Origin of the sequence: Hymenobacter sp. 102, from assembly GCF_049949205.1 — a bacterium.
Classification (GTDB): Bacteria; Bacteroidota; Bacteroidia; order Cytophagales; family Hymenobacteraceae; genus Hymenobacter.
This window is the reverse complement of sequence record NZ_CP188172.1, coordinates 2239110-2265312: the sequence shown is the minus strand read 5'-3', so window position 1 is coordinate 2265312 and position 26203 is coordinate 2239110. Positions and strand designations below refer to the sequence as shown.

Below are 26203 nucleotides of genomic sequence, written 5' to 3'. Positions count from 1 at the left end.
TGCATTGCTCTACGGCTGAAATCAGGCCAGCACTTCGGCCGTGAGTGCCTCGGTGCTGACGGGGCGGAGGCGGCCGGTGCGCACGATGAACGCGCCGTATTTGCGCAGCGTATCCCGGTGGCGGATGAGGTTGGCCAATGCCACGTAGCCCACCACGTACTCGTCCTCGTCGGCCTCCTCCGAGATTTCGCTGAAGTCCAGCAGGTCAATCAGGCGGTCCTCGTCGGTGCGCAGATAGATTTCCACTTCCAGGTCGGAGGCATACTCGGCGGGGTTGGCAGCTTTGGAATACTGGTAGGTGAATCCCTGCCGCAGGGCGGCCAAATCGGCCAGCACGGCCGAGCCGGTAGGATGCCCACCCGCCCCGCGACCCTGCAGAAACTGCTCACCCGCAAAATCTGCCTCAATCACCACCCCGTTAAACTCCCGGTCCACCGAATACAGCGGTGACTCGGGACCTACCAGCTGGGGCGTTACCAGGGCCGTGATGCGGCCATCGGCCAGGCGCTGCAGGCCGGCTACTACTTTAATCTTCTGCCCGTTGCTGGCGGCAAAAGCAATATCCACCGCGCTAATGCCTTCGATACCCAGATTTAGCACCTCATCCGGGTTCAGGAAGGAGCCGTAGGCGTGGGCAGCCAGCAGCACGGCTTTGGAGCGCGGGTCGAAAGCGCCCATATCCAGGGTGGGGTCAGTTTCGGCAAAGCCTTTGTGCTGGGCTTCCAGCAAGGCCGGGGCGTACTCGGAGCCATCCTCCCCCATGCGGGTAAGCACGTAGTTGGAGGAGCCGTTCAGAATACCCGTAAGGCGGCGCAAGGGCTCAGCCCCGAAATAGGCGTCCAGCGTCCGAATGATGGGGATGCTACCGCACACGGCCGCTTCGTATAGTAAGGTGCCCTGGCCAGCGCGCTGCAGCTGCACCAGCTCCGGCAGGTGGCGGGCCAGCATGGCTTTGTTGGCCGTCACCACCCGGCGGCCCCGGCGCAGCGCCTCGCTTACCAGCCGGAAAGCCGTATCGGCGTCGTCAATTACCTCCACCAGCACATCCAGTGAGTCGTCGTTCAGCAGGGCCTCGGCATCAAACTCAAACCGCCCGGCCGGCAGCGGACGAACCTTGCCCGGCGTTTTTACGGCAATGCGACTTACGGTGAAGCCCGCTTCGGGGCGTTGCTGCAGAATATCGTACAGGCCCTGGCCTACGCAGCCAAACCCAATCAGGCCCACGCGCCAAGGGTGGGCCGGGGCAGGTGCGGAAGAAACAGGCGAGGGAGCAAGGTTAGTGGACATACGTCTGGACGTAGAATCGTTCGAGGAAGTGGGTGATTTGCGCGGTTTCAATCAGGAAACCGTCGTGACCGTACTGGGAGTCCATTTCGGCGTACATGGCCCCTTTGATGTAGCGGGCCAATAGCTGCTGCTCCTGGGGCGGAAACAGCACATCGGAAGTAATGCCCAGCACCAATGTGCGGGCCCGAATCCGGCCCAGGGCCGCCTGCACCCCGCCCCGGCCGCGGCCCACGTGGTGCGAGTCCATGGCGTGGCTGAGGGTCACGTAGCTGTAGGCATCGAAGCGGGCCACCAGCTTGTCGCCCTGGTAGCGCTGGTAGGAGCTGGCCAGGAAGTCGGCGGTTTTGGTTTCGTCCGCGTCGGTTTGGGTGCGGCCGTAGGCATCGTGGCTGCGGTAGCTGAGCAGGGCCACGGCCCGCGCCGCCCGCAGGCCCGCCGCGCCGCCGGCCGGGGTGGCCTGGTGGTAGGTCGGGTCGGCCAGAATAGCCAGGCGCTGCGCCTCATTGAAGGCAATGCCCCAGGCCGAGTGCCGGGCGCTGGTGGCCAGTAGCACCAGGTTTTCAAACACATCCGGCCGCTGCACGGCCCATTCCACCGCCTGCTGCCCACCCAGTGAGCCCCCAATCAGGGTATGGATGCGCGGCAGGGCCAGATGCTCTCGCAGGGCCTCGTGCACGGCCACCATATCCCGAATGGTCACCAGCGGAAACTGCTGAAACGCGGCTTCGCCGGTAACCGGGTCGGGGGTGAGCGGGCCGGTGGTGCCGTAGCAGGAGCCCAGCACGTTGGCGCACACGATATACCACTCGCTCGGGTCAAAATGGCAGCCGGGGCCTACCAGGCCGGGCCACCACTCCAGCACATCAGAGTTGGCCGTGAGGGCGTGACACACCCACAGCACATTGTCGCGGGTGGGGCTCAGCTGGCCGTAGGTATGGTACGTTACCGCCACGTGCGGTAGTACACCGCCATTTTCCAGCCGCAACGGCCGGGGCAGATGAAACACGTGGGATTCTGCGGAAGACATTGTCTCGGAGTGATGAGTTATGAATGCTGAATGATGAGGTATAAATGCTGACTTATTCGCGCCAATTCATCATTCATACCTCATCATTCAACTCTCAGAAAAAGGTGCGGGCACCACTGCTGCACGAGGATTTTCTCTCACAAAAACCCGTGCGGGTGCCCGCGCTGCGTGCTGGAAGCTGCGTAATGGGTGGCTCTCTCACCTGCCGCCCACTACCTCAACCCATCTCAAGTTTTGCTAGACTTCCAGCGGGGCAGCGTGTTCGGGTTCCGGCTCGGGCAGCAGGGTGCTGCCGTGCTCAGGAGTGGCGGCGTTGCGCACGGCGTCAAACGCCTGCTGCAAATCAGCCCGGATATCTTCAAAATGCTCAATGCCCAGGGACAGGCGCAGCAGCGTGGGCGTTACGCCGGCGGCGCGCTGCTCCTCCTCGGAAAGCTGCTGGTGCGTAGTGGCCGAGGGCTGAATGATGAGCGTTTTGGCGTCGCCCACGTTGGCCAGGTGGCTCACCAGCTTCAGGTTATCGATGAACTGGATGGCGGTTTCCTTGCTGCCTTTGATGGCGAAGGTGAGCACCCCGCCGTAGCCGCGCTTCAGGTATTTCTGGGCCAGGGCATGGTAGGGGCTGCTGGCCAAACCGGGGTAATTCACGGCTTCTACCTGCGGGTGCTGCTCCAGCCAGGTGGCAATGCGCAGCGCGTTTTCCACGGTGCGGTCCACGCGCAGGCTCAGGGTTTCGAGGCCCTGCAGCAGCAGGAAGGAGTTAAATGGGCTCTGCGAAGGGCCAAAGTCGCGCAGGCCTTCCACCCGGGCCCGAATGATGAAGGCAATATTGCCGAACGGCCCGTTTTTGCCGAATACGTCGTTGAATACCAGTCCGTGGTAGCCGTCGGAAGGCTGCGTGAACTGCGGAAATTTGCCGTTGCCGAAGTCGTACTTACCGCCGTCCACAATCACGCCGCCCACGCTGGTGCCGTGGCCGCCAATCCATTTCGTGGCCGATTCTACCACGATGTGCGCGCCGTGCTCCAGCGGCCGGAACAGGTAGCCGCCCGCCCCGAAGGTGTTGTCCACGATGAGCGGCAGATCTTGCTTCTCGGCAATGGCGGCAATGCGCTCAAAATCGGGCACGTTGAAACCGGGGTTACCGATGGTTTCCAGGTACAACGCCTTGGTGTTCTCGTCAATCAGGGCCTCGAAGCTCTCCGGCTTGTCACCATCGGCAAAGCGCACCTCAATGCCCAGGCGCTTAAACGCCACCTTAAACTGGTTGTACGTGCCGCCATACAGGAAGGAGGTGGACACAAAGTTGTCGCCGGCCTGCAGGATGTTGTTGAGGGCAATGAACTGGGCCGCCTGCCCTGAGGATACGGCCAGCGCCGCTACGCCGCCTTCCAGGGCCGCCACGCGCTGCTCAAACACGTCGGTGGTGGGGTTCATCAGGCGGGTATAAATATTGCCGAACTCCTTCAGCGCAAACAGGTTGGCCCCGTGCTCGGCGTTCTTGAACACGTAGCTGGTGGTCTGGTGAATAGGCACGGCGCGGGAACCGGTTACGGGGTCAGGCTGCTGGCCGGCGTGGAGTTGCAGGGTTTCGAAGTGGAGGTGCTGCGTGGACATGGTACTGCTGGTTTAGGAAGAGGTAGGGATGTAAACAGGAGGGCGAAAACCGCCGCAAAGCGCCCGTAAACCGGGCAAGAAGCCGCACCAAGGTCACGCAGCAACGCGCTGAATGTGAAAACGATAGGGGGTGCGGAGGGGCCGCCGGGTGCCGGCTGCCGGACACCCCGGCACGGCCGGAGCTACTGAAAGGGGAGGGGGGCTGCGTAGCCTAACTGGCGGCTAGCAACAGCAACAACACGCGCCGCAACAGCAGCGCATTCGCATTCGGCCAGCGGCGGCTACAGCGGCCGGGGCAACACAAACACCCCACGGCAAAGCAGCAGGCCCGAAGGCGGCTGAGGCGGTGGGGTTCGAAGAGGCGAAGGCGAGGGTGTTTTCCATGGTACTCCTGAGTTATATGCCCCGCCGCCAAATGGCTGGTCGGGCAGGAATTGGCACCTTTCGCGCGGTCGAAGGTTGCCAGTGGGTCACGGAGCCTGTTCTCTCGCCACTTCTGTATAAATCCTATGAAAACTTCCCCGCCGCAAACGGGGGAGTACCGGGTTGGTGTTGCAAAGGTATAGGCGCAGATTTGATATCTGCAATAGATGAGTGAAAATAAACGAAAATATTTTTGTCTGGCCCGGTAGCCGGTTTGTTGTTTTGGTTATGGGTGCAGGTGGTTGATAATCATTAAATTGTCTTTAGGGTGAGTTTCTTGTGGTTAGGAGGGGAGCGAGTTAGGTAGCAAAAGTACAGCTGCTGCGCTGGCTGCATAAGATGGGGCTGCAGGCCGCAGAGAGGGTGAAAAACTGTGCTGGCCGGGTATGGAAAAAGCCACCCTGTGAGGAGTGGCTTTTTGAATATTTTCAAGAAGTAAGTTGGCCTAGATTTTAGGCAGCGTCAGGACCTGGCCTACTTCAATCTTGTCGGGGTCGGAGCCGATTACACCTTTGTTAGCTTCGTAAATCTGGTGCCACTTGGTACCGTCGCCGTAGTGGTTGCGGGCAATTTTCGACAGCGAGTCGCCGCTTACTACCGTGTACGTTTCGCCTTCAGTGGCGGCAGCATTGGCGTTACCGAAAAAATCGGTGGCACCGCCAGCGGCTGGTTTAGCGGCGGGCTCAACGGGTTTTTTTTCGCCTTCGTTCGAGAGAAAATCAAACAGTCCCATAGGAGTAGAATCGTTAAGAGTGGGAGGGGAAGCACCGACTTGCGGCCGGGGTGGCTGGCAGTCACAGGCTTCTTACGCCGTGGTGGGCAATAGGTTATAACCCGACAGTGCTTCCGCGGCAACCTCAGCCCTACGGCAAACATCTTGGCGGATCAAGCCGTAAGAGGGGCATTATCGGCCCTGCGGCCGCTGATTCTGCCACATCCTTCACCCTATTCACTCTCCCCATGAAAACCCTGACCTCTCCCTTCCGCCTCCTGGCCAGCCTGCTGGCAGTGCTGGTCCTCTTCACGGCTGCTTCCTGCGGCAGCAAGGAGGGCAAAGTAGAAGGCGTAAATATGCTGTACGGTACCCAGAGCAAAGTCTGGAAAACCGATAAGGAGCTGAGCTCCACCGGTGACAAGGTAAAGCAGACTGATGCTCAGGAAGATGAGCGCATCACCTTCTTCGCCAACGGCCAGTACAACATGACGGCCCCCACCGGCGCCGTAAACGGCAAGTACACCTTCGATCAGGGAGCCAAAACCATCACCATGACGCCCGACGGTGCTGCCCAGAGCAACACCTTCACCGTGGTAACCCTCACCGATGACAAGCTGACGCTGAAAGCCCCCACCGGTGCTGAACTGAAGCTTGAAAAAGAATAACCCCGCTGTTAGGTTTGTATAACAGTCCAAAAACTCAAAAAAGCCCTTCTGCTCCAAGCAAAAGGGCTTTTTTGATGAGTATTCGCGGAAGTATGTAGCTTACCGGCCCGCTACATACCATTGTTACTATGTTTTCTATTCGAGTGCTGGCCCTGGCAGGCCTACTGAGTGTGTTGGCCGGCCCCATGCTGGCCCAAAATGCCCCAACCGCAGCGGCAGCAAGCGTCCCAATCCCCACGCACCCGGTGCGCAGCATCAGCCCCACCGACACCGATTTTGCTGACCTGGAGTTTCTGCGCCAGGAAATTGGCGGGGCCCGGGTGATAATGCTGGGCGAGCCCACCCACGGGGAAGGCAATGTGTTCGAGGCCAAAATTCGGCTGATGCGCTTTTTGCAGGAGCGCATGGGCTTCACCACGGTAGCCTTTGAAAGTGGCATTTATGAGTTGGACCGCGCCCAGCGGGAGTTGCAGAAGGGCGCTTCGGCGGCGGAGGCTATTGATAACAGCGTATTTGGGGTGTGGACGAGTACCCGCGAGTTTCGGGGGCTGCTGCCATTGCTGGGTCCGGGCAAGCTGAAGGTAGCCGGGTTCGACTACCAGCTGAGCGGGGCATATCAGGAGGAATTGCTGGAAGAGCTGGAAGCCTTTCTCAAGCCCGAGAAAGGAGCCGATGGCATTGCCTATGATTACCTGGATGAGTGCATCAGCATGATGGGGGAGCATTTCCTGTTTCCGCCCTCCCACCAGCTGGTGCTGTTCAACATGCAAATGAACAAGGCCCGCAAGCTGCTGGAAAAAGTAGCTGCCGGCCCCAATGCCCAGCGCCGGGAGCGGGCCGTCTTCTGGCTCCAGAACCTGCGCAGCCTCCAGGCCCTGGCCCACGATTACGCCACCAACGACCCCGGCGTGAAGGACTCTACAGAATGGACGCCCACCACCAGCAACCCCCGCGACGCCCAGATGGCCGATAACCTGCTGTGGTACGCGCGTCAGCATCCGCAGGAAAAAATTATCTGCTGGGGTGCCCTGCCGCATCTGGCTAATCAGGTGCAAGCGTTGAATACTGCGGAAACCAACGGCTTCCGGCCGATGGGACAGGCCGTAAAAGAAGGATTGGGTGCGGAAGCCGTGTATGTGCTGGGTACGCTGGCGGGCGGCGGCACCCACGGTTTCGGCTCCTGGGGCAAGTACCTGCCGGTGCCCGCGCCAGCTGCCGGTACGCTGGAGGCCGAGTTGCTGGCGCAGGGCCAGGAGTACAGCTTTGTGAGCCTGAAGCACGACGCGCCGGGCCGCAGCCTGACCACCTACGCCTTTGATTACCGCCCCATAACCGGCCCCTGGAGCAAGGTGGTCGATGGATTTTTGTTTCTGAAAGCGGTAAATCCGCCCCACGGCGCACAGCCGGTGGCCACCAGTCCGACAAGCGGCTCCAGTGCTCCGGCCAATACGTCACGGCCTCCTTCGCCGGTAAATTTCCCCGACCCAATCCGGCGCACGGCCGCCGCCAAAACCGGGGGCGCGGCCTTTACGCTCAGTGGCGCGGTGCTGGACCGCAAAACCGGCCAGCCGGTGCCCTTCGCCACGGTGGCCATACCTGCTCGCAGCGCCGGTACCGTGACGGATGCCCAGGGCCGTTTCCGGCTCGAAGCGCGCCGGGGCGAGGTGGTACAGATCAGCAGCATCGGTTACGAGCCCGGTACGCTGACGGCAGCGGCCGGAACTGCCGCGACGGTTCGCCTCGTGCCGGCTGCTTTTGCCCTGGCCGATGTGCGCGTGAGTGCCCAGTCGCAGGACCCGAAGCGGATTATGAAAAAGGTCATCAAGGCCATTGAGACCAACTACGAGCAGCAGGATTACATGGCCCAGGTGTACACGCACCGGCGCATCAGCAATTTCGATACGCTGCAAACGGAGGTGGAATACATCAGTCAGCTATTTGAGCCGGCTGGCTATCAGCACCGCGACGGAGGTTTTCTGTTCATGGGCCCGTTTCAGAAGCACCGGGTACAGGAGAAGCATATCGTGGTGCAACCCCAAGATTCTACTCGCAGAACCGGATTGCCCATTGGCAGCAGTGCCGAAACTTCCGATCCGGTACGCACTTCTCCGTTGTTTAAATCGGCCACGCTGAGCAAGTTCGCGCTGCGGCTGGATACCATCCGGCCGTATGATGGAGCCACGGTATACGTGCTGAATTTTGCCGTGAAACGGGCCACGCACCGTAGCACCGGAAATTACCTGGAAGCTGGCTACTCCGGCAAAGTGTACGTGCGGCAGGACAACTACGCGGTAGTTCGCTACGAGGCGTTGTGGCAGTTTGATACGACGCGCTATAATGCTGTTTCACACAAGTATTACGGCCGCAACAATCAGATTTCCAGGCTGTACACGGAGGTGTTCTCCGATAACCGCACTGCCAATATTGTGCTGTATCAGAAGGGAGCTGCCGGCCGCTACCACCCGGCCGAAAGCTCTTCGCAAAGCTTGGCCATTGGCCGCAAATTGGGCGGTAAGCCATTCTATTCCCAAGGGACCACAAGGGAGTATTTCACCAGTCTGCCCGCCGGCACCGCGCTTGTACCGCTCAATCCGAAAATTGATCCTCGCACCGCCGAGTTTCTGTCGGTGCAGCTAAAGCACACGCCCTACCGCCCCGAGTTCTGGCAAACCTACCAGCGCCCCGTGCCTGCCGAGCCGGCCCCGACGCTGGAAGCTACCAAGTAGCCCATGTCATTCCGGGCGAAGCGCGGAATCTGAGTTGAACCACTAATGCGGTATTCCCAAATTCCGCGCTTCGTTCGGAATGAGAGCTTATGTTGCAAATGGCGGTTTAAGGGTGCATAACCTGCTGGGCGGCCGGCTTGCCGTAGATGCGGGTGATCCAGCGGGGCAGAAACACGGCCCCCAACACCAAGTACAGGTAATACGTGACGATGCGGTAGAGCAACACCATAAAGTTGGTCATGGTGGGTGTGCCGATAAACTTGCCAAAGAACGTGGGGAAAGCACCCTCGGCAATGCCCGCGCCGCCGGGCGTAACAGCAATCAGCAGGATGACCTTATAGGTGAGGTTGCGGCCGAAGATCAGCCAGAACTCCGACCAGCTTACGTCAATAAACGCCGCAATCAGGCAGCCGATAACCAGGTAGCGGGCCGTCCAGACGAAGGCCGTGCTCAGGGCCGCCCGCAGCCAGTAGCCCCAGCCATTGCCCCGCAGTTGCTGGGAGGCCAGCACCAACTCGTTGCCGTGTTGGTAGGCCTTATTGCGCCAGCGCCGCAAGCCTCGCATCGAAAACAGCCGGATAAACAGCCGCCGCACCGCCTGCGGATTCACGAAAATGGCGTACAGCATCAAGAGCGCGTAAGCCGTCACAAATACGTAGCTCAGCACAAATCCTACCCGCAGCGTGGCTACTAACCCGCCCTGCAGGGCCTCGTGCGGGTACAGCGCATCGCCCCCGATGAGCACCACCAGCGGCACCATCAGCACGTAATACAGGTTGTCGAGCATGGCCGTGGCCATAATGTAGGCCACCGATTTACCCAGCGGAATGCCCTCCTTGTGCAGCAGCACCGGGGCCACGGCCGTGCCCCCCACCGCCGAGGGCAGCACGCAGGAGGAGAATTCCCAGAGCATAATCACATCCAGGGCGGCCCGCCAGCTCAGTACTTTCTCGGTGAGGTAGCGGATGCGGTACACGTAGCCAGCGTCGCGGGCTACCAGCACCACCAGCATCAGCAGCAGCCACAGCGGCTTGGCATTGGCCAGGGGGGCCAGGTCGCCGGGCTGGTAGCTGCGCCAGAACATAAAGCCCACCACGCTCAGGCCAATCAGCACCGGCAGCACAATCCGCGAGGGGCGGAGCTTATCCAAGAGCTGCTGGTCTTCGGTCTGGGGTTGGGTTAGCTGTGGCATTGCAAAGCGGGCAGTGGGTGTGGCTAAAGGTACGGATTTGCGTAGGCGAGGATAATGAAGCGCCGTTGAGGACGGGTGGTTGCCCTTCCCTTCAGCCAAATGCCGCCGAATTTCGTAACTCGACGGTTCAACCGGCCGCGCGGAAAACCCGTACCTTTGCCTGTTGTACATTTACCCACCCGGTAGCTGCCTAACCTTTAGGGTTGGTTGCCGGTTGCCTAGCAAGTATTCCTTCTTCCTACCCCCCGCACATGATTGTCGAACCTGGTGCCCTGCTGGCGGAAATCAACTCGCCCGATGACCTGAAAAAGCTCAGCCCCGACCAGTTGGTGCAGGTTAGTCAGGAGCTGCGGCAGTTTATTATCGATACGGTTTCCATTTACGGCGGCCACTTCGGCGCTTCGCTGGGCGTAGTGGAGCTGTCGGTGGCTTTGCACTACGTGTTTAACACGCCCTACGACCAGCTGGTGTGGGACGTGGGCCACCAGGCGTACGGCCACAAAATCCTCACCGGCCGCCGCGACCGGTTCCCCACCAACCGCCGCTACAACGGCATGTCGGGCTTTCCCAAGCGCAGCGAAAGTGAGTACGATGCCTTCGGCGTGGGCCACAGCAGCACCAGTATCGGGGCAGCGCTGGGTATGGCCGTGGCATCTGATTACAAAGGCGAATTTGACCGTCAGCACATTGCCGTCATCGGGGATGGGGCCATGACGGCTGGTATGGCCTTTGAAGCCCTTAACCATGCCGGGGTGGAGAAATCCAACCTGCTGGTTATCCTCAACGACAACTGCATGAGCATCGACCCCAACGTGGGCGCGCTCAAGGAATACCTCACCGATATTACCACCTCCCGCACTTACAACAAGGTGCGCGACGAGCTGTGGAACGTGCTGGGCAAGCTCAGCAAGTTCGGCCCCAATCCCCAGCAGATTGCCCGCAAGGTGGAGTCGGCCATGAAGGCGACGCTGCTCAAGCAGAGTAACCTGTTTGAGGCCCTGAACTTCCGCTACTTCGGCCCCGTGGACGGGCACGATGTGCAGCACCTGGCTACCATTCTGCAAGACCTTAAGAGCATTCCGGGCCCCAAGCTGCTGCACTGCGTCACGGTGAAGGGCAAAGGCTACGCGCTGGCCGAGAAGGACCAGACGCTGTGGCACGCGCCCGGCCTGTTTGATAAGGTAACCGGCGAAATTCACACTAAAACCTACGAGAAGCCCCAGCCGCCCAAGTATCAGGATGTGTTTGGGCACACCATCGTGGAGTTGGCCGAGCAGAACTCTACAATCATGGGCGTGACGCCGGCCATGCCTTCGGGCTGCTCGCTGAACATCATGATGAAGGCCATGCCCGACCGCGCCTTCGACGTGGGCATTGCCGAGCAGCACGCCGTGACCTTCTCCGCGGGCCTCGCCACCCAGGGCCTGGTGCCGTTCTGCAACATCTACAGCTCCTTCATGCAGCGCGCCTACGACCAGGTGCTGCACGACGTGGCCCTGCAAAAGCTGCACGTGGTGTTCTGCCTCGACCGCGCCGGTTTTGCCGGTGCCGACGGCCCCACCCACCACGGCTGCTACGATTTGGCCTACATGCGCTGCATTCCCAACATGGTAGTATCGGCCCCCATGAACGAGGAAGAGCTGCGCAACCTGATGTACACGGCCACTTTGCCCGAAAACGCCGGCCCGTTCAGCATCCGCTACCCCCGCGGCGAAGGCGTGATGCCTGAATGGCGCAAGCCCCTGAAGAAAATTACGGTGGGCACCGGCCGCGTGGTGCGCGAGGGTGAAGGCGTGGCGGTGCTCAGTATCGGCCACATCGGCAACTACGCCGTGAAAGCCACCCAGCAACTGATAGCCGAGGGCCTCAACCCCGGCCACTACGACATGCGCTTTTGTAAGCCGCTGGATGAGGAAATGCTGCACAACATTGCCCGCCAGTATAAGGCCATTGTAACGGTAGAAGACGGTTGCCTGCCCGGCGGCTTCGGCGCGGCGGTGCTGGAGTTTCTGGCCGACCACGGCTACTCGCTGCCCGTAAAGCGCCTCGGCATTCCGGACCGCATTGTGGAGCACGGCACCCAGGATGAGCTGTACAAGGAATGCGGCTTCGACGCCGCCGGCATTGCCGCCGCCCTGCGCGAAATGAGCGGGAAAGTAACCGTTACCGCGCCGCTGGAAACGATACTGCTGTAAGCTGGTATTGATGGTAGAAAAAGCCCCGCTGGATTCATCCGGCGGGGCTTTTTCGTTTTGACGGTTAGGCAGGAGCTATAAGTTAAAAATAAATATATGTACATACATCATTTGTAAAATAAGTACGTACATTTGTCAGGAAGTCGGCGGCGACGGTTTGTGGCCGGGCTTGTTTCCTCTCATCATCCCATACGACTATGGCAACTACCAAATGGGTTCTGGACCCGATGCACTCCGAAGTACAGTTCAAGATCAAGCACCTCGTTATTTCGACGGTAACCGGCGCGTTCAAGAAATTTGATGGCTCGGCCGAAACCGAGGGCGACTCGTTCGACAACGCCCAGGTACGCATGAGCCTCGACGTGGACAGCATTGATACGAACCAGGAGCAGCGCGACCAGCACCTGAAAGCCGACGACTTCTTTGCCGTAGGTACCTATCCTAACATCACTTTCGAATCGACGAGCCTGACCAAATCGGGCTCCGACTATAAGCTCACCGGCAACCTCACCATCAAGGACGTAACCAAACCCGTTACGCTGGATGTGGAGTACGGCGGCACCGCTACCGACTTCTACGGCAACACCAAGGCCGGCTTTGAAGTGAGCGGCAAAATCAACCGCAAAGACTTCGGCCTGACCTGGGAAGGCATCACCGAAGCCGGTTCTATTGTGGTGGGCGAAGACGTGAAGCTGATTGCCAGCGTGCAGTTCGCCAAGCAAGCCTAAGCAGCCACTTTACCTCCCGCGCCGGGCCGCACACCGAAGGCCCGTTCAATCGGACCACCCGTTGCGACGAGGTTTCATTGCAAAACGCCCGTTTCCTGCGTCAGGAAGCGGGCGTTTTGGTGTTAGCGGCAGGCAGTGCTCTGCTGCGTGTTTTCGCACCGCCGCTTAATGACTTCCAGAATGCGGCGCTGGATTTCGCTCATCACATAACCGGTCCAGAGGCCGGCGTAGGGATTGAGGCGGGTGCTGAGGCGTTGCTGGCTGTAGAGTACGAGACGAGTACGGCCGGGGCCGGCGGGTTGTAGCTCGTAGGTGCCGCGCAATACGTCGAAAAACCGGCCGCCCACGGTTACGTGCTCGTCGAAAGTGGTGGGCGGAATGGTGGCCGTGTTGGGCACAATGCTGAACGATAAGCGCCGTTGCGGCTCCCACAAGTCCACCGTCTCAATGAACTCGACGCCTCGCTCGAATGTGGCCCGCCGTACCCCGCCAACTCCTTCGTGGCTGAGCGTGGCTTCCACTGGGCGTGGAAACCCGATTTTATCAACCAAACTGGGGCCTAAATCCTGCGCCTGAATAGGCGGTACCCGGATGATATGCTGCCACACTACGGCGGCCGGAGCCTGAATCAGAATAGTGTTTTCGACGCGACGATTGTCGGTGGGAGTGGTGAGTTGGGCTTCGAGTGGGGCCAGCAGAAACGGTAGCAGCGCAAATGCCGCCACCGTGTACGTCCGGTTTTTGTCGGGTTTGTCGTTGGTTATGGCCAGGTAGAGGATGGCCCCCAGCCAGGAGGTGAAAAGGAAAAGCGGCGAAATGATCAGCACGCAAATCATCCCCTCCAAATGGAACAGCAACGCGCAGAACAGAAATAGCAGGACGGTACAGAGTGGTCCCCATACGGCCCGCCACGTGCGCGACATATAGCCGGGCGTGAAATGGGCCGTAACCGCGCCCAAAGCCATTGGAATCAGCAGTAGGAAACACAGCATCAATAACCCGCCACCATTGGCAAAACCAGTGCTGGCAAACACGAAACGGCCCAGTAGCGCCACGAATAAGCCCGCCGCCACGGCAATGGCATAGTGATAATATCGACGCTCAAGAAAGGACATAGGAGCACAGTTGAAAAAACGAACCGGGCAAAAGTGCGTAATTGTGGCCGTTCAACCAGTTTTTCCCGCTTTGCACGGCGGACCTTCTCCCATGACCACTGCCCAGCCCACCATCCTGTTTCTCCACGGCTTTGCTGAGTCCCGGGAAGTATGGACGGAATTCACCCGCGACTTTCCCGACGGCTACCGCCTGCTCACGCTCAACCTGCCCGGCCACGGCACCAACGTGCACGATATCCGGGACTACTCCATGGAGGCCCAGGCCCGCTACGTAGCCGAGCAACTGCGCCAGAAAAACGTGGAGCGGGCTCTGCTGGTGTGCCACAGCATGGGCGGCTACGTGGCTTTGGCCTTTGCCGAGCGCTACCCCGAAATGGTAGCCGGACTCGTGCTGTTCCACAGCACCGCCCTGCCCGATACGGCCGAGAAAAAGGCGAACCGGGAGAAGAATATGGACTTTGTGCGCCGCCACGGGGTAGAGAAGTTCATGGAGTCGTTTATCCGGCCGCTGTTTGCGCCGGCCAACCGGGAGTGCCTGTTGGAACAGCGGGAGTTTCTGGAGGAAATTGGCAAAACCACCCCCGAAGCTACTGTGCTGGGGGCGCTGGAAGCCATGAAAAACCGCCCTGACCGCACCAAAGTGCTGAAAGAAGCCCGCTTCCCGGTGCTGTTCATCGCGGGGAAGGATGACGTGGCCGTGCCCACCGAAAGCCTGCTGCCCCAACTGGCCCTACCGGCCCAGAGTCACGCCCTGCTGCTCAGCAACGTCGGCCACCTCGGCTACTTCGAGGAGCCCGAGTTGACGCGCCGCGCCGTGGTAGATTTTGCGGGCGGAGTGTTTGGGAAGTAAGCGTACACCGAGCATGACGGTCTTTTAAACTGCCAAACATGCTCTACGGCAGGTTCAATTCCACCCCCGCAAACGCCAGCCGGCCTATCTGGGGGCCGCCGATGACCTGTACGTTGCGGGCATCGAAGGCATTGGAGACGCCCGCCTGCAGTACCGCCTGCAACTTGGGCAACTGGTAGCGCACGGAGGCATCGGTGCTGCTGAAACTGGCCACGTAACCGGCCGCGAAGGGCATTTCCTGGTAATGACCCTGGGCCCAGCGGTAATTGAGCAGGTAGCCAAACCGGTTTATCGTGCCCGAAACTCCCGCATTAAACTTGTGGCGGGGCGTATTGAAGTACGTAGCCACCCCGGCGGGCACTTCGCTCCGGTTCAGGTCATTGAACGAGTAGTTGACCGTGGGTACCACCGTCCGCCAGCCGGTGTAGGTGAGGGCCGCCGTGACGCCCTGCGTGTGCAGCCGCTGCCGGCTGTTAAAGTAAGTGAACAGGATGCGCGTAGGCTGGGTCCGGTCGGAGTAGGTAGGCCAGCCAGCCGCAATTTGCGGCAGGGTAGGGCGGCTGCCGTCCACGTTGCTCAGGATAATCTGGGTAGCTATAAAATTGTGGTACTCACTGCGGAAGTAGCTGGCATCCAGATACAGGTTGGGCAGCACCAGCCCCCGGTACCCCACTTCCCAGGTAGTGGCCCGCTCCAGGTCCAGCGGGGCCAGGGTAGTTTGAAAGCTGCCGAGGTCGGGGGTGGTGCCGAAGGCCTGGCCCTGGTCGTTGGTGGCGCGGTAGCCCTGGTAGCCGTTGCGCACGTTGCCCACGAATACGGCGTAGCCCAGGTCTTCGTACACGTACTGCTCCAGTTGCGAGGGGGCCCGGTAGGCCTGTCCGTAGCTGGCCCGGAAGTTATGACGCTGGTCAGGACCCATTGAATACACCGCTGCCGCCCGCGGCGAAAGCGACGTAGTGAAGTTGCGGAACTCATCTACCCGCGCCGCCGCCGACAACTTCAGCTGGTCGTGCAGCAGCGTCTGGATAATCTGCCCGTAGGCTCCGTACTCGTAATTGGTGAGGGCCCGGCCGGTGGTATCGGCAAACAACTGACCATCCGAGCCCAGCCGGTAGTGGCGGTACGCGGCCCCGGCCGTCAGCACCGTCCCAAAATCAGATACCGGCAAGCTGTATTGGGCGCTGAGGTCCGTGAGCCAGGACCCGAAGCGTTGGCGGGCTCCCCGGCCGGGCTCGTCATCGTTGATTATCTGCCGGCGCAGGCTGGCGAAGCGCGGGTTGGTTGGGGTTAGCCGGGTGGCATCTGCGGCCTGCTGGGCGGCCCGCCGGGCCGCTTCTACCTCGGTGCCGGCCTGGCGCTGGCGGGTGTACTCGGTGTTATAAGTGGCGAAATACGTTTGGGCAAACGAGCGGCTGCTGCCCTCCCGGTCGGGGGCCTCCTGCAGCAGATTGCCCAGCTGATTAAGTTCATACGAGCGGTTGGCCGCGTCGTGGGTGGTATAAACGCGCACGAAGCCCCGGCTGCTTTTCAGCTCGGCGCGGTACTGCTGGGCCTGCAGATCCTTCACCCGGAAGCGGCTCAGATTCTGGTAGGTAGCCGTGGCCTGGGCCAGGCGCGCTTCGGCCGTGAGCTTCAGGGTGGGCCGCAGTAGGTACGCGGCGGTGCCCTGCAGCCGGTAGGAACTGGTGTAGTCGTCGCCGGCTACCAGCTCCCGCTCCGAAAAGCCGGGCGTGTACACCGTTTGCCCGTATAGCTCGGGGTTGATATTGGCCGGCAGCACGGGGTTGGGCGCGGGCGTAAACTGCACCCCGTAGTTACCATAGGAGTTGATGGGGTCGTAGCCTAGCGGCGAACCGGCGGGATTCGCGGAAGTGGCGGCAGCGGCGTAATTAGTGGCCAGCCAGTCGCGGGCCCGCAGGGCGCTGCCGGTTACTTTCACGGCCAGCCGCTCGTTGAGTTTGTGGGCGTAGCGTACCTGTGCATCCAGTAAGGTACGCTGCCCGCCGCGCAGCCGCACGCCCAACCCCGGCGACACAAACGCGTCGCGGGAGTTGAACAGGATAACCCCGCTCAGGGCGTTGGCTCCGTAGAGTGCTGAGGCCGGCCCGTGAATAATCTCCACGCTTTCAATGTCCAGCTCGGGCAAGCCCAGCAGATTGCCGGGGCTTAGTCCCAGGGAAGGCAGTTGCGTGTCCTGGTAGTCAGTGAGCTGCACCACCCGCTCCGATTTGGCCGTGTTGAAGCCTCGGGTGCTCAGGCTGGTAAACAGCATGGACGCCGAGCTGATATCCAGCCCTTTCAGCCGGGCCAGGCTGGTCAGCAGCTCAGGGGTGGCCTGCCGCTCCAGATCGGTGCGGCTCACCTTGTCCACGGTTACGGGGCTGAGCTGGATGTTTTCCTCAATCCGCGAAGCCGACATCACCACCTGGCTTACCTGCTCGGTGCTATAGGGCAACACCACCCGAAGCGGGGCGGCGGCATCCGTTACGGCTACCTCCTGCGTGACGTGGCCCACGAAGGCTACCACCAGCGTAAACGGCAGCGGCCGGGCATCCCGGGCCAGTACAAACTCGCCACTGGCATTGGTACTGGTGCCGATAAAGGTGCCTTTCACAAAAATTGTGGCCCCGGGAAGTGGTTGTCCATCTTCAGTGAGTACCACTCCGCTGATTATCTGGGCCGGGGCAGGTATCTGGAGCTTCCGCAATGGGCGACGGGTGGCCGCCGGAACCCCATCGGGGGGCGGAGCCGCCAGCAGAGTGCCGGTAGCCAGCAGGAGAACAGAAGCAAGCATAGGTGCTAAGGGGCAGGTAAGACAGCAGGGCGGAAATGGGCCAGTATCGTGTAGGATTATCCGGTGTTGGTAGAGCTGGCCGGGTACGTTAACAAGTTGCCGATATCCTGCTGAAAGTGCAATTATATTCTGTCGGCATGGCTCTTATATAGGTTAATCCATATTCTGACACGGTGAGAAAATACCTTTCGCACCAGAATGCATTTTTTTATTATTTCAATTTGCAGCCATTGACAACAGGTTTCGCACGACGTTGCAGCTCAGCCGTAAACCGAGTAGAACGGAGCGTACATACTATGCCACGGGTTACCAGGCTCTGAGAAGCGCAAACTGTCTGGTTGGGCTCTGCACGCCGTTTTTTAGGCGTGTTACGTGCCCCGGAAAGCCATGCTGCAGGCTCCTGCACATTATCCGTTCTTCCCTTGACAGAAATGCGCAGTCGATTTTGTGGGCGAAGTGCGTTGCTAATCAAAAATCTGGGCAACTTTGCCGGTCTGTGCCCCACGCCCGGGCCCGGCGCGTAATAACCACTGGCCTTGGTGGGTGTTGTTAGCTGCCGGGGCCGTAGCTTGGCCCGATGATACGGCTTCAGGCACTCCCCGCCACACCTTTGGCATAACCAGAAAGACCACTTAATCCCCACTTACTCATGACCAAAATTAAGGTAGCAAACCCGGTAGTAGAGCTGGATGGCGACGAAATGACGCGCATCATCTGGAAGTTTATCAAGGACAAGCTGATTACGCCCTACCTGGAGCTCGATATTAAATACTACGACCTGGGCATTGAGTACCGCGACCAGACCAACGACCAGGTAACCATCGACGCGGCCAACGCCATCAAGCAGTACGGCGTGGGCATCAAGTGCGCCACCATCACCCCCGACGAGGAGCGGGTAAAGGAGTTCAACCTGAAGCAGATGTGGAAGTCGCCGAACGGCACCATCCGCAACATCCTGGATGGCACCGTATTCCGGGAGCCGATTGTAATGCAGAACGTACCCCGCCTGGTGCCCAACTGGACGGCTCCTATCTGCATCGGCCGCCATGCTTTCGGCGACCAGTACCGCGCCACCGACTTCGTGACCAAAGGCAAGGGCAAGCTCACCATCACCTTCCAGCCCGAAGATGGCGGCGAAACCCAGTCGTTTGAGGTGTACAACTTCAAAGGCGACGGCGTGGCCCTGGCCATGTACAACACCGATGAGTCGATTCGCGGCTTTGCCCACGCCTGTTTCAACCAGGCCCTGAGCAAGGGCTGGCCTCTGTACCTGAGCACCAAAAACACCATCCTAAAAAAGTACGATGGCCGCTTCAAGGACATCTTCCAGGAGATTTATGAGCAGGATTACCTGGCCAAGTTCCAGGCTGCCGGCATCACCTACGAGCACCGGCTGATTGACGATATGGTGGCCTCGGCCCTGAAATGGAACGGCAACTTCGTGTGGGCCTGCAAAAACTACGACGGCGACGTGCAGTCCGACACCGTTGCCCAGGGCTTCGGCTCGCTCGGCCTGATGACCTCCACGCTGGTTACGCCCGACGGCGGCACGATGGAGGCCGAAGCTGCCCACGGCACCGTAACGCGCCACTACCGTGACCACCAGAAAGGCAAGCCCACCAGCACCAACCCCATTGCCAGCATCTTCGCCTGGACGCGCGGCCTGGAGTTCCGGGGCAAGCTCGATGGCAACCAGGAACTGATTGACTTCTGCCACGCCCTGGAGCAGGTGTGCATTGAAACCGTGGAAAGCGGCAAAATGACCAAAGACCTGGCCGTCTGCATCCACGGCAACAAAGTAGAGCACGGCAAAGACTACCTCTACACCGAGGAGTTCTTGGCCGCGCTGGACGAGAACCTGAAGAAGAAGCTGGCTAAGTAAGCTGCTGGTACCTCAATTCACACAAAAAAGCTCCTCCGGGTATCCGGAGGAGCTTTTTTGTGTGAATTGAGGTAGTTGAGGAAATGTGGCAACCACTACCAGCGCGTACCGCTAAGTGAAGGAGAGTGGTGTCAATACTACTCTTCCCAATTCCAGACCTGCAAGCAGCAGGTTGACAGCCGGCTTAAAAACGTAGATCTTTCTCCACAATGAACACCTGCCCGTAAGGGCGCAAGGCTTGCCAGGCGGGGGTGGAGGTAAGCAGTAATGTGTGGGGCGTGGTGGCCGCGGCCTGCAGGCTGCGCTGCTCCGACGACGAGAAAAACCGCTCGTCGGGGTATGCTTTGGACGACCAGGCCGACTGGCAGTTCTGGTAGAATGGGTGAAAGCTCAGCACGCGGTACCGCTGGTTGAGGGCGTTTGCCAGCCAGGGCCCGGTGAGGGTGGTTTTGTGTACTTGTGCGTGCAGGCGGCCGTACTGCAGAAAGAACTTGCCCGCGGGTAGCTCCTGGCGCAGGCGCTCAAAATTGTCGGCCAGTTCACCGTCGCTGCGGTGCAGGGCGGCGGGGTTGTGCACCAGCATGGCCAGGTGGCGGTAGTCGGAACCGAGCCAGGCCCGGGCCTCGGCTTCGTGGGCCTGCACCAGTGCCCAGGCCCGGTCCAGGACGGGAGCCATCCGCTTCCGGTCGAGGCGGTGCAATTGCATGAAGTCGAATGGTTGCTGGCTGCGCAGGGTCAGGAGTTCCTGCACAGTGCTCTGCAGCGCCGCGGGCACCTGCGGGTGGCGGGCTACCAGGTCGCGGAGCAGACTGTTGGTCCAGTAGGGCTCCGTATCGATGGCTGCCACCTGAATTTTCTGGTCGGCGGGAGCCTGCGCGTTCAGCTGACGCAGGTTTCTCCACAACGCTCTTTCGCTTCTGGTTGCCAAGTGCAGCGTATCAGTTTGCCGGAGCGAGGTGAAGGCCGAATCCAGCCACTGTGGCTGGCCGGTTTGCACGTAGCGGTCCGCGAAGTACACGTAGGTACAGCTGCCTTCCTTCACGTACGTACGCACACCGGCCCGCTGGTACAGGTAGGCAAACAGCTTGAAGTGGCGCGGCTCATTGCCCGCAACGTTGTGCGCCTCGCCCGACACAAACACCTCGTAGCGGGGCACCACGGTATCAAGCGGGGCAAAGCTGCGGAAGTCGGTGGAATAGTCAAGCGCCAAGGGCCAGGTTTTGGGAGCAGAAGCACCAGACCGAAATTCATAAAAAGCAGTGGCAGTCAGCAGCAAAGCCGCAACAGGAATACCTTTCATAAGGATGTATGGTGAAGCGGCTTGGTGAGTCAAAATACTGGCTCACCAAGCCGCTTTAGCAATAACTGTTAATTACTGAAGTAATACCTCTCAATGACGCACCAGAGAAAGAGAGACTTTTTAGCCCTCCAGCAGCCCCATTTTCAGCATGGCCTCGGCAATCTGCACGGCGTTGGTGGCGGCACCTTTGCGCAGGTTGTCGGCCACCACCCACATATTCAGGGTGCGGGGCTGGGTTTCGTCGCGGCGGAGGCGGCCCACCAGTACGGCATCCTTGCCGTGGGCGTCCTTGGGCATCGGGTACACGTTGTTCTTCACGTCGTCTACCAGCTCCACGCCTTCGGTCTGGCGCAGGATGTCGCGCACTTCGGTGAGGTCGAACTCCTCGGCAAATTCCACGTTCACGGCTTCGGAGTGGCCGCCCATTACGGGAATGCGCACGGTGGTGGCCGTTACCCGAATCTGGTCGTCGCCGAAGATTTTCTTCGTCTCGTTCACCATCTTCATTTCCTCCTTGGTGTAGCCGTTGTCCTCGAACACGTCGATGTGGGGCAGCACGTTCAGGTCGATGCGGTGGGGGTAGGCGGGGTTGCTGGGCTCCTGACCGGCGCGCTCTTCCAGCAGTTGGTCCACGGCTTTTTTGCCGGTGCCGGTTACGCTCTGGTAGGTGCTCACCACAATGCGCTGGGCCTTGTAGCGCTTGTGCAGCTCGTTGAGAGCCACCACCATCTGAATGGTGGAGCAGTTGGGGTTGGCAATAATTTTATCTTCCGGAGTCAGGGCTTCGGCATTTACCTCAGGCACCACCAGCTTTTTGGTGGGGTCCATGCGCCAGGCCGAAGAGTTGTCGATGACCACAGTACCCACTTCGGCAAAGCGCGGGGCCTCCTGCTTGCTGATGGAGCCACCGGCCGAGAAAATGGCCACGGCGGGCCGGGCGGCAATGGCGTCGTCCATGCTCACCACCTTGTATTTCTTGCCCTGAAATTCGATTTCCTGGCCCACCGATTTGGCGGAGGCCACGGGCAGCAGTTCGGTTACGGGAAACTGGCGCTCGGCCAGCACTTTCAGCATCTCGGTGCCTACCAGGCCGGTGGCACCTACTACGGCTACTTTCATGGAGTTGCGAGGTTAATCGAAGGTGCAAAGGTACGGTGGCGCGGGCATTGATTTCTGGGTATATTTCAGGCAATAAACAGGGGCGCAGCCGGGCTACGGAGCCGCTGCCCCGGCAACCCGTATTCAATGTGAAAAAACTACTGCTACCCTGTCTGGTGCTGCTTTTCGCGCGCGCCGCTACTGCTCAGCTTGCCGATTCCTTCACTGACGGCAACTTTACTCAAAATCCCGCCTGGACCGGCGACGTAGCCTCGTTCCAGGTAAATGCTGCCCAGCAGCTGCAAACTACCGGCCCCGCTACCACCGGCACCGAGCTGCAGCTGATAACGCCCTGCGCCGCTACCACCGGTACCACCTGGGAGTTCTGGGCCAACCTGAAACTGGCCACCAGCAGCGGTAACTACGCCGACGTGTGGCTACTAGCCGACCAGCCCGACCTGAAAGCCAGCGGCACCAAGGGCTACTTTGTGCGCCTGGGCGGCACCCCCGATGAGGTGGCCCTGTTCCGCAAGGACGCCACCGGCAGCCCGGTGTACGTCATCAACGGGCAGGATGCTACCCTTAGCTCCACGAACAATAACCTGGTCCGGGTACGCGTAACGCGCAGTTTGGCCAACGTGTGGACGCTGGAGCGGGATGTGACCGGTAACACTACCTACGTGAGTGAGGGCAGCGCAACGGATGCTACGCACCAGCGCAGCGCGTATTTCGGGGTGTACTGCACGTATTCCTCCACCAACAACCGGTCATTCTACTTCGATGATTTTCGGGTGACGGACGCTGCCGCGCCGCTGCTGCTGCAGGCCGCGGCGGCGTCTGCCCGTCAGCTTGACCTCACGTTTAACGAGGCCGTGGCCGCCGCGCAGTCGGGGGGCAGCTACCGGCTGAGTACGGGCAGCTCGGCCGTAACAGCCGCCGCGCGCGACGTCCAGGACCCCACCGTGGTACACCTCACGCTGGCCGCCGATTTACCGCTGGGGAGCCTTACGGTGGAGGCCCGCAACGTGGCCGATGCGTTTGGGAACGTGGCCGCCGGGCCGCTCACGGCGACTTTCCAGAACAATGGCTTTGCCGTGGCGCCCGGCTTCAACCAGCTGCTCATGACGGAAATCATGGCCGATGAAACGCCGGTAGTAGGGCTGCCGGCTGCGGAGTTCCTTGAAATTCATAACCCCTCGGCTACGGCCGTAATGGATTTGGCAGGAGTGCGCTTGCTGAAACCGGGCAGCACCAGCAACCCGGCCGTATTTCCGGCCGGAGCGGTGCTGCTGCCGGGCGAGTATGCCGTAGTGTGCGGCAGTACCCGCACGGCGCTGTTCGCCAGCTACGGCAAAGTATTCGGGCTAACCAATTTTCCCAGTTTCGGCAACGCTGCCGACCAGCTGGTACTGCGCGGCAAGGATGGCCGCACGCTGTTCGAGGTGAGCTACTCGGATGCGTGGTACCGGGATGCGCGTAAGAAAGACGGCGGCTGGACGCTGGAAATGCTGGACACGGCCAACCCCTGCGCCGGGGCCGACAACTGGAAAGCCAGTGAGGATGCCAGGGGCGGTACGCCCGGCCGCGCCAACTCCGTACGCACCGCCAACCCCGATCGGATCGCGCCGGCCCTGCTGCGCGCCCTGGCGCTGAGCCCTACCACCGTGCGGCTGTACTTCGGAGAAAAGCTGGATAGCGTGGCCGCCGCTAGCGTGGCCCTGTACTCTATCACCCCAACTACCAGTATTCTGCGCGCCGCGCCAGTGGGGCCTGATTTTCGGGTGGTAGATTTGACGCTGGCGGCCCCGCTCACTGCCAACCAGCCGCTGACGGTAACTGTTCAGCGGGCTGTGGATTGCGCCGGTAATGCCAGTGGCCCCGCTACCTCCGCTACGTTTGCCTTGCCGGCAGCGGTGGCCGCGGGTGACGTGGTAATCAATGAAATCCTATTCAACCCACGCACTGGCGGCGTGGATTTCGTGGAAATCCTGAACCGTTCCGGCAAGTTTCTGGACCTGCAGGGCTGGCAGCTGGGCAACCAGCGCCCCGATACCTCAGTGGATGCGGAGCCCATCAGTAGCGGGCCGGTACTGCTGCCGCCTAGTGGCCTGCTGGCCTTCACCACCCGTCCCGATATAGTGCAGCAGCAGTACCCCAACAGCACCGATGCGGCTCGACTGCTGCAACTGCCAGCCCTGCCCACCTTCCCGGATGACGCCGGTAGGGTAGTGCTGTTTGATAGCCGGGGCCAGGTGCTGGATACATACGCCTACGCTGCCACCCAGCACCTGAAGCTGCTGGATAACGTGGAGGGTGTATCCCTGGAGCGGATTCGGGCCACTGGCCCGAGCGAGGCCGGCAACTTCCACTCGGCAGCAGGCAGCGTGGGCTACGCCACGCCCGGCCGCCCCAACTCCCAGCAGCAACCCGATGTGACTGGTACCGGTGTGCTGACGTTGGAGCCGGAACTCTTCACCCCCGATGATGACGGCCAGCAGGATTTCACCACCCTGGCCTACCAGCTCGACCAGCCGGGCTACGCCGGTTCCGTCACTATTTACGACGCCCAGGGCCGCCTGGCCCGCCGCCTCGTACGCAACGAAACCCTGGCCACCCAAGGCACCTGGCAGTGGGATGGCCTCACCGACCGGGGCCAGAAGGCCAGCGTGGGCTACTACATTCTGCACGTGGAGCTGTTCCGCCCCGGCAGCGGCCAGAAACGGGAATACCGCAGAACGGTAGTGGTAGGGGCACGGCAATAAGAAGTCGTCATTGCGAGCATGTGGCGAATCAAGCCAGTGTCGAAGCAATCCTTCCCTTCCCTGCTCTAATCCCTGAAAAGCAGCAAGCCCCCGTTTATCGCGCAAGCGGGGGCTTTGGAATAGGACAACGGTGGGCGCGTAGAAAAGGAAGGATTGCTTCGCTCCGCTCGCAATGACGTGTAGGCGAGGGGGCTTGGTTAAACCCAAGGGCTGTTCCCGCGTCCAACCGGATATGACGACGCAACAGCAACTGCAGCACCTGTATTGGCGGGCGGGGTTTGGGCCCCGGCCCGAGGACGTGACGGCGGGCATCCCGCCCCGTAAAGCCCTGCGCCAACTTCTGCAGAATTCCGAGAAAGTAGAGCTGCTGGATAGCCCCCAGATGCGCTATTCGGAGCCCCTGACCCAGTTCCGGCCGGTAGCACCGGGCAGCGGCACCCCGCAGAACAGCAAGGTGACCACCCCCGATCAGACGGCTAGGCCAGCCAGCCAGACGCAGCGTGTGCCGGCAGGGGGGATGGCAGCTCGTTCAGGACTAGCTGGCGCACAGGGCCGCAATCAGCCGCCGCTGCTACGCCGTCAGGAAATGACGTCTGAACAGCGTAAACTGCAGAATCAGAGTATTCGGGAGGCTTTTTATGCTATGAATACCGGCTGGCTGCAGCGCATGGCCACGTCACCGGCGCAGTTGCGTGAGAAGTTGACCTTATTCTGGCACGGGCACTTTGCCTGCCGGGTACGCCGCCCCGATGCGGCCCTGCACCTGAACAACACCATCCGGCAACTGGCGCTGGGCAAGTTTGGCGACTTGCTGCTGGCCGTGAGCAAGGAGCCGGCTATGCTGCAATTTCTCAACAACCAGCAAAACCGCAAGCAGCACCCTAATGAGAACTTTGCCCGGGAGGTAATGGAGCTGTTCACGCTGGGCCGGGGCCACTACGCCGAAGCCGATGTGAAAGAGGCCGCCCGCGCCTTCACTGGCTGGGGCTACGATGGGCAGGGAGCTTTCGTGTTCCGGGAGAAGCAGCACGATGACGGGCCCAAAACCTTCCTGGGTCGCACCGGCAACTTCGGGGGCGAGGAGGTGCTCAGCATCATTCTGGAGCAGCCGGCCTGCGCGGAGTTCATCACCACCAAACTGTACCGGTTTTTCGTGAACGACGTGCCCAACCCGCAGCACATCGGGCCGCTGGCGCAGGCGTTTTTCCGCAGCGGCTACGACATCCGGGCGTTGCTGGAGCAGATGTTTTCAGCCGACTGGTTTTACGACCCTGCCAACGTGGGTACGCGCATTAAGTCGCCGGTGGAACTGTTGGCGGGTATCAAGCGCACACTGGGGCTGCAGCTCGTGAATGACAAGCCCTTGATTGTGTTTCAGAAAGCGTTGGGGCAGACCTTGTTTCAGCCGCCAAACGTGGCTGGCTGGCCGGGTGGCCGCAACTGGATCGACTCCTCAAGCCTATTGTACCGACTGCAGCTGCCCGCGGTGCTGCTCAAAAATGCGGAGTTCAGCGTATCGCTGAAGCAGGATGAAAACGACATTGCTCCCAACCTCGGCCAGGCCGACCGCACGTTTCAGCAACCGGTAAAAACCACCCTGCGGTTGGCGCCGGTGCAGGCGCTGCTCGCCAGAACCCCACCTGCCCAGCAAGCGGCCCAACTCGGTCAGTTCCTGCTCCAGACCCCACTCCGGCCCGATAACCTCGCCCTTATCCAGCAAATGGCCAGCAAAGTTCCCGCCGAAGACCGCCTGCGCACCACGGTAACAGCCCTGTTGAGCTTGCCGGAGTACCAATTGATGTAAAAACGTGTCATTCCGAGCGAAGC

17 protein-coding genes and 1 riboswitch are annotated in these 26203 nt (G+C 60.6%); of the genes, 8 read left to right on the top strand and 9 right to left on the bottom strand.

The features are described from left to right. Positions 1-21 precede the first annotated feature (21 nt). From ACN19L_RS09785 to ACN19L_RS09770, 4 genes are all read right to left on the bottom strand, one after another. Positions 22-1287, bottom strand: a complete 1266-nt coding sequence (locus ACN19L_RS09785) for a homoserine dehydrogenase (RefSeq protein ID WP_426493297.1) — start codon at positions 1285-1287, stop codon at positions 22-24. Next, positions 1277-2314: a homoserine O-acetyltransferase MetX gene (gene metX / locus ACN19L_RS09780; protein ID WP_426493296.1), complete on the bottom strand. Its 1038-nt coding sequence runs from the start codon at positions 2312-2314 to the stop codon at positions 1277-1279. The genes ACN19L_RS09785 and metX overlap by 11 nt, the downstream gene beginning before the upstream one ends. A gap of 237 nt (positions 2315-2551) precedes the next feature. Continuing rightward, positions 2552-3931, bottom strand: coding sequence for an O-acetylhomoserine aminocarboxypropyltransferase/cysteine synthase family protein (locus ACN19L_RS09775; protein ID WP_426493295.1), 1380 nt, complete (start codon positions 3929-3931; stop codon positions 2552-2554). A 393-nt stretch (positions 3932-4324) separates the two neighbouring features. Continuing rightward, positions 4325-4438, bottom strand: a riboswitch (SAM riboswitch). Between the two features lie 361 nt (positions 4439-4799). Beyond that, entirely contained in the window at positions 4800-5087 is a 288-nt protein-coding gene (locus tag ACN19L_RS09770; protein ID WP_426493294.1) for a LysM peptidoglycan-binding domain-containing protein, read from the bottom strand. A 227-nt stretch (positions 5088-5314) separates the two neighbouring features. On the opposite strand from ACN19L_RS09770, the gene ACN19L_RS09765 reads away from it, so the two are divergent. Continuing rightward, positions 5315-5734, top strand: coding sequence for a lipocalin family protein (locus ACN19L_RS09765; RefSeq protein ID WP_426493293.1), 420 nt, complete (start codon positions 5315-5317; stop codon positions 5732-5734). A gap of 128 nt (positions 5735-5862) precedes the next feature. Then, positions 5863-8460, top strand: a complete 2598-nt coding sequence (locus ACN19L_RS09760; RefSeq protein ID WP_426493292.1) for an erythromycin esterase family protein — start codon at positions 5863-5865, stop codon at positions 8458-8460. A 106-nt stretch (positions 8461-8566) separates the two neighbouring features. Here ACN19L_RS09760 and ACN19L_RS09755 read toward each other — a convergent pair whose 3' ends face one another. Further along, positions 8567-9652 (bottom strand): lysylphosphatidylglycerol synthase transmembrane domain-containing protein, encoded by a 1086-nt coding sequence (locus tag ACN19L_RS09755; RefSeq protein WP_426493291.1) that lies wholly within the window; start codon positions 9650-9652, stop codon positions 8567-8569. A 251-nt stretch (positions 9653-9903) separates the two neighbouring features. On the opposite strand from ACN19L_RS09755, the gene dxs reads away from it, so the two are divergent. Both dxs and ACN19L_RS09745 read left to right on the top strand, forming a co-directional pair. After that, positions 9904-11847, top strand: a complete 1944-nt coding sequence (dxs, locus tag ACN19L_RS09750) for a 1-deoxy-D-xylulose-5-phosphate synthase (RefSeq protein WP_426493290.1) — start codon at positions 9904-9906, stop codon at positions 11845-11847. 197 nt (positions 11848-12044) lie between these two features. Next, entirely contained in the window at positions 12045-12575 is a 531-nt protein-coding gene (locus ACN19L_RS09745) for a YceI family protein (protein WP_426493289.1), read from the top strand. Between the two features lie 122 nt (positions 12576-12697). On the opposite strand, the gene ACN19L_RS09740 is transcribed toward ACN19L_RS09745, so the two are convergent. After that, positions 12698-13690 carry a hypothetical protein gene (locus tag ACN19L_RS09740; protein ID WP_426493288.1) on the bottom strand — a complete coding sequence of 331 codons (993 nt, stop codon included), beginning with the start codon at positions 13688-13690 and terminating at the stop codon, positions 12698-12700. Between the two features lie 91 nt (positions 13691-13781). Between ACN19L_RS09740 and ACN19L_RS09735 the strand changes: the two genes are divergently transcribed. After that, a complete protein-coding gene (locus tag ACN19L_RS09735; protein ID WP_426493287.1) occupies positions 13782-14540 on the top strand; it encodes an alpha/beta fold hydrolase in 759 nt (252 codons plus the stop codon). A gap of 43 nt (positions 14541-14583) precedes the next feature. On the opposite strand, the gene ACN19L_RS09730 is transcribed toward ACN19L_RS09735, so the two are convergent. Continuing rightward, positions 14584-17334 (bottom strand): TonB-dependent receptor, encoded by a 2751-nt coding sequence (locus ACN19L_RS09730; protein ID WP_426493286.1) that lies wholly within the window; start codon positions 17332-17334, stop codon positions 14584-14586. Positions 17335-17983: 649 nt separating this feature from the next. On the opposite strand from ACN19L_RS09730, the gene ACN19L_RS09725 reads away from it, so the two are divergent. Beyond that, the gene (locus ACN19L_RS09725) at positions 17984-19216 is read left to right on the top strand and encodes an isocitrate dehydrogenase (NADP(+)) (protein ID WP_426493285.1); all 1233 of its coding nucleotides are present in this window, start codon (positions 17984-17986) and stop codon (positions 19214-19216) included. Between the two features lie 184 nt (positions 19217-19400). On the opposite strand, the gene ACN19L_RS09720 is transcribed toward ACN19L_RS09725, so the two are convergent. After that, a complete protein-coding gene (locus ACN19L_RS09720) occupies positions 19401-20516 on the bottom strand; it encodes a hypothetical protein (RefSeq protein WP_426493284.1) in 1116 nt (371 codons plus the stop codon). A 120-nt stretch (positions 20517-20636) separates the two neighbouring features. After that, positions 20637-21635: an aspartate-semialdehyde dehydrogenase gene (locus ACN19L_RS09715; RefSeq protein WP_426493283.1), complete on the bottom strand. Its 999-nt coding sequence runs from the start codon at positions 21633-21635 to the stop codon at positions 20637-20639. 128 nt (positions 21636-21763) lie between these two features. Between ACN19L_RS09715 and ACN19L_RS09710 the strand changes: the two genes are divergently transcribed. Both ACN19L_RS09710 and ACN19L_RS09705 read left to right on the top strand, forming a co-directional pair. Further along, positions 21764-24376, top strand: a complete 2613-nt coding sequence (locus ACN19L_RS09710; protein ID WP_426493282.1) for a lamin tail domain-containing protein — start codon at positions 21764-21766, stop codon at positions 24374-24376. 232 nt (positions 24377-24608) lie between these two features. Next, complete coding sequence (locus ACN19L_RS09705; RefSeq protein WP_426493281.1) at positions 24609-26180, top strand: DUF1800 domain-containing protein; 1572 nt, start codon at positions 24609-24611, stop codon at positions 26178-26180. Positions 26181-26203: the final 23 nt, after the last annotated feature.

Coding starts and splice junctions, on each gene's coding strand:
- ACN19L_RS09785 (WP_426493297.1), bottom strand. CDS start 1,287: ATGTCCACTAACCTTGCTCCCTCGCCTGTTTCTTCCGCACCTGCCCCG.
- metX (WP_426493296.1), bottom strand. CDS start 2,314: ATGTCTTCCGCAGAATCCCACGTGTTTCATCTGCCCCGGCCGTTGCGG.
- ACN19L_RS09775 (WP_426493295.1), bottom strand. CDS start 3,931: ATGTCCACGCAGCACCTCCACTTCGAAACCCTGCAACTCCACGCCGGC.
- ACN19L_RS09770 (WP_426493294.1), bottom strand. CDS start 5,087: ATGGGACTGTTTGATTTTCTCTCGAACGAAGGCGAAAAAAAACCCGTT.
- ACN19L_RS09765 (WP_426493293.1), top strand. CDS start 5,315: ATGAAAACCCTGACCTCTCCCTTCCGCCTCCTGGCCAGCCTGCTGGCA.
- ACN19L_RS09760 (WP_426493292.1), top strand. CDS start 5,863: ATGTTTTCTATTCGAGTGCTGGCCCTGGCAGGCCTACTGAGTGTGTTG.
- ACN19L_RS09755 (WP_426493291.1), bottom strand. CDS start 9,652: ATGCCACAGCTAACCCAACCCCAGACCGAAGACCAGCAGCTCTTGGAT.
- dxs (WP_426493290.1), top strand. CDS start 9,904: ATGATTGTCGAACCTGGTGCCCTGCTGGCGGAAATCAACTCGCCCGAT.
- ACN19L_RS09745 (WP_426493289.1), top strand. CDS start 12,045: ATGGCAACTACCAAATGGGTTCTGGACCCGATGCACTCCGAAGTACAG.
- ACN19L_RS09740 (WP_426493288.1), bottom strand. CDS start 13,690: ATGTCCTTTCTTGAGCGTCGATATTATCACTATGCCATTGCCGTGGCG.
- ACN19L_RS09735 (WP_426493287.1), top strand. CDS start 13,782: ATGACCACTGCCCAGCCCACCATCCTGTTTCTCCACGGCTTTGCTGAG.
- ACN19L_RS09730 (WP_426493286.1), bottom strand. CDS start 17,334: ATGCTTGCTTCTGTTCTCCTGCTGGCTACCGGCACTCTGCTGGCGGCT.
- ACN19L_RS09725 (WP_426493285.1), top strand. CDS start 17,984: ATGACCAAAATTAAGGTAGCAAACCCGGTAGTAGAGCTGGATGGCGAC.
- ACN19L_RS09720 (WP_426493284.1), bottom strand. CDS start 20,516: ATGAAAGGTATTCCTGTTGCGGCTTTGCTGCTGACTGCCACTGCTTTT.
- ACN19L_RS09715 (WP_426493283.1), bottom strand. CDS start 21,635: ATGAAAGTAGCCGTAGTAGGTGCCACCGGCCTGGTAGGCACCGAGATG.
- ACN19L_RS09705 (WP_426493281.1), top strand. CDS start 24,609: ATGACGACGCAACAGCAACTGCAGCACCTGTATTGGCGGGCGGGGTTT.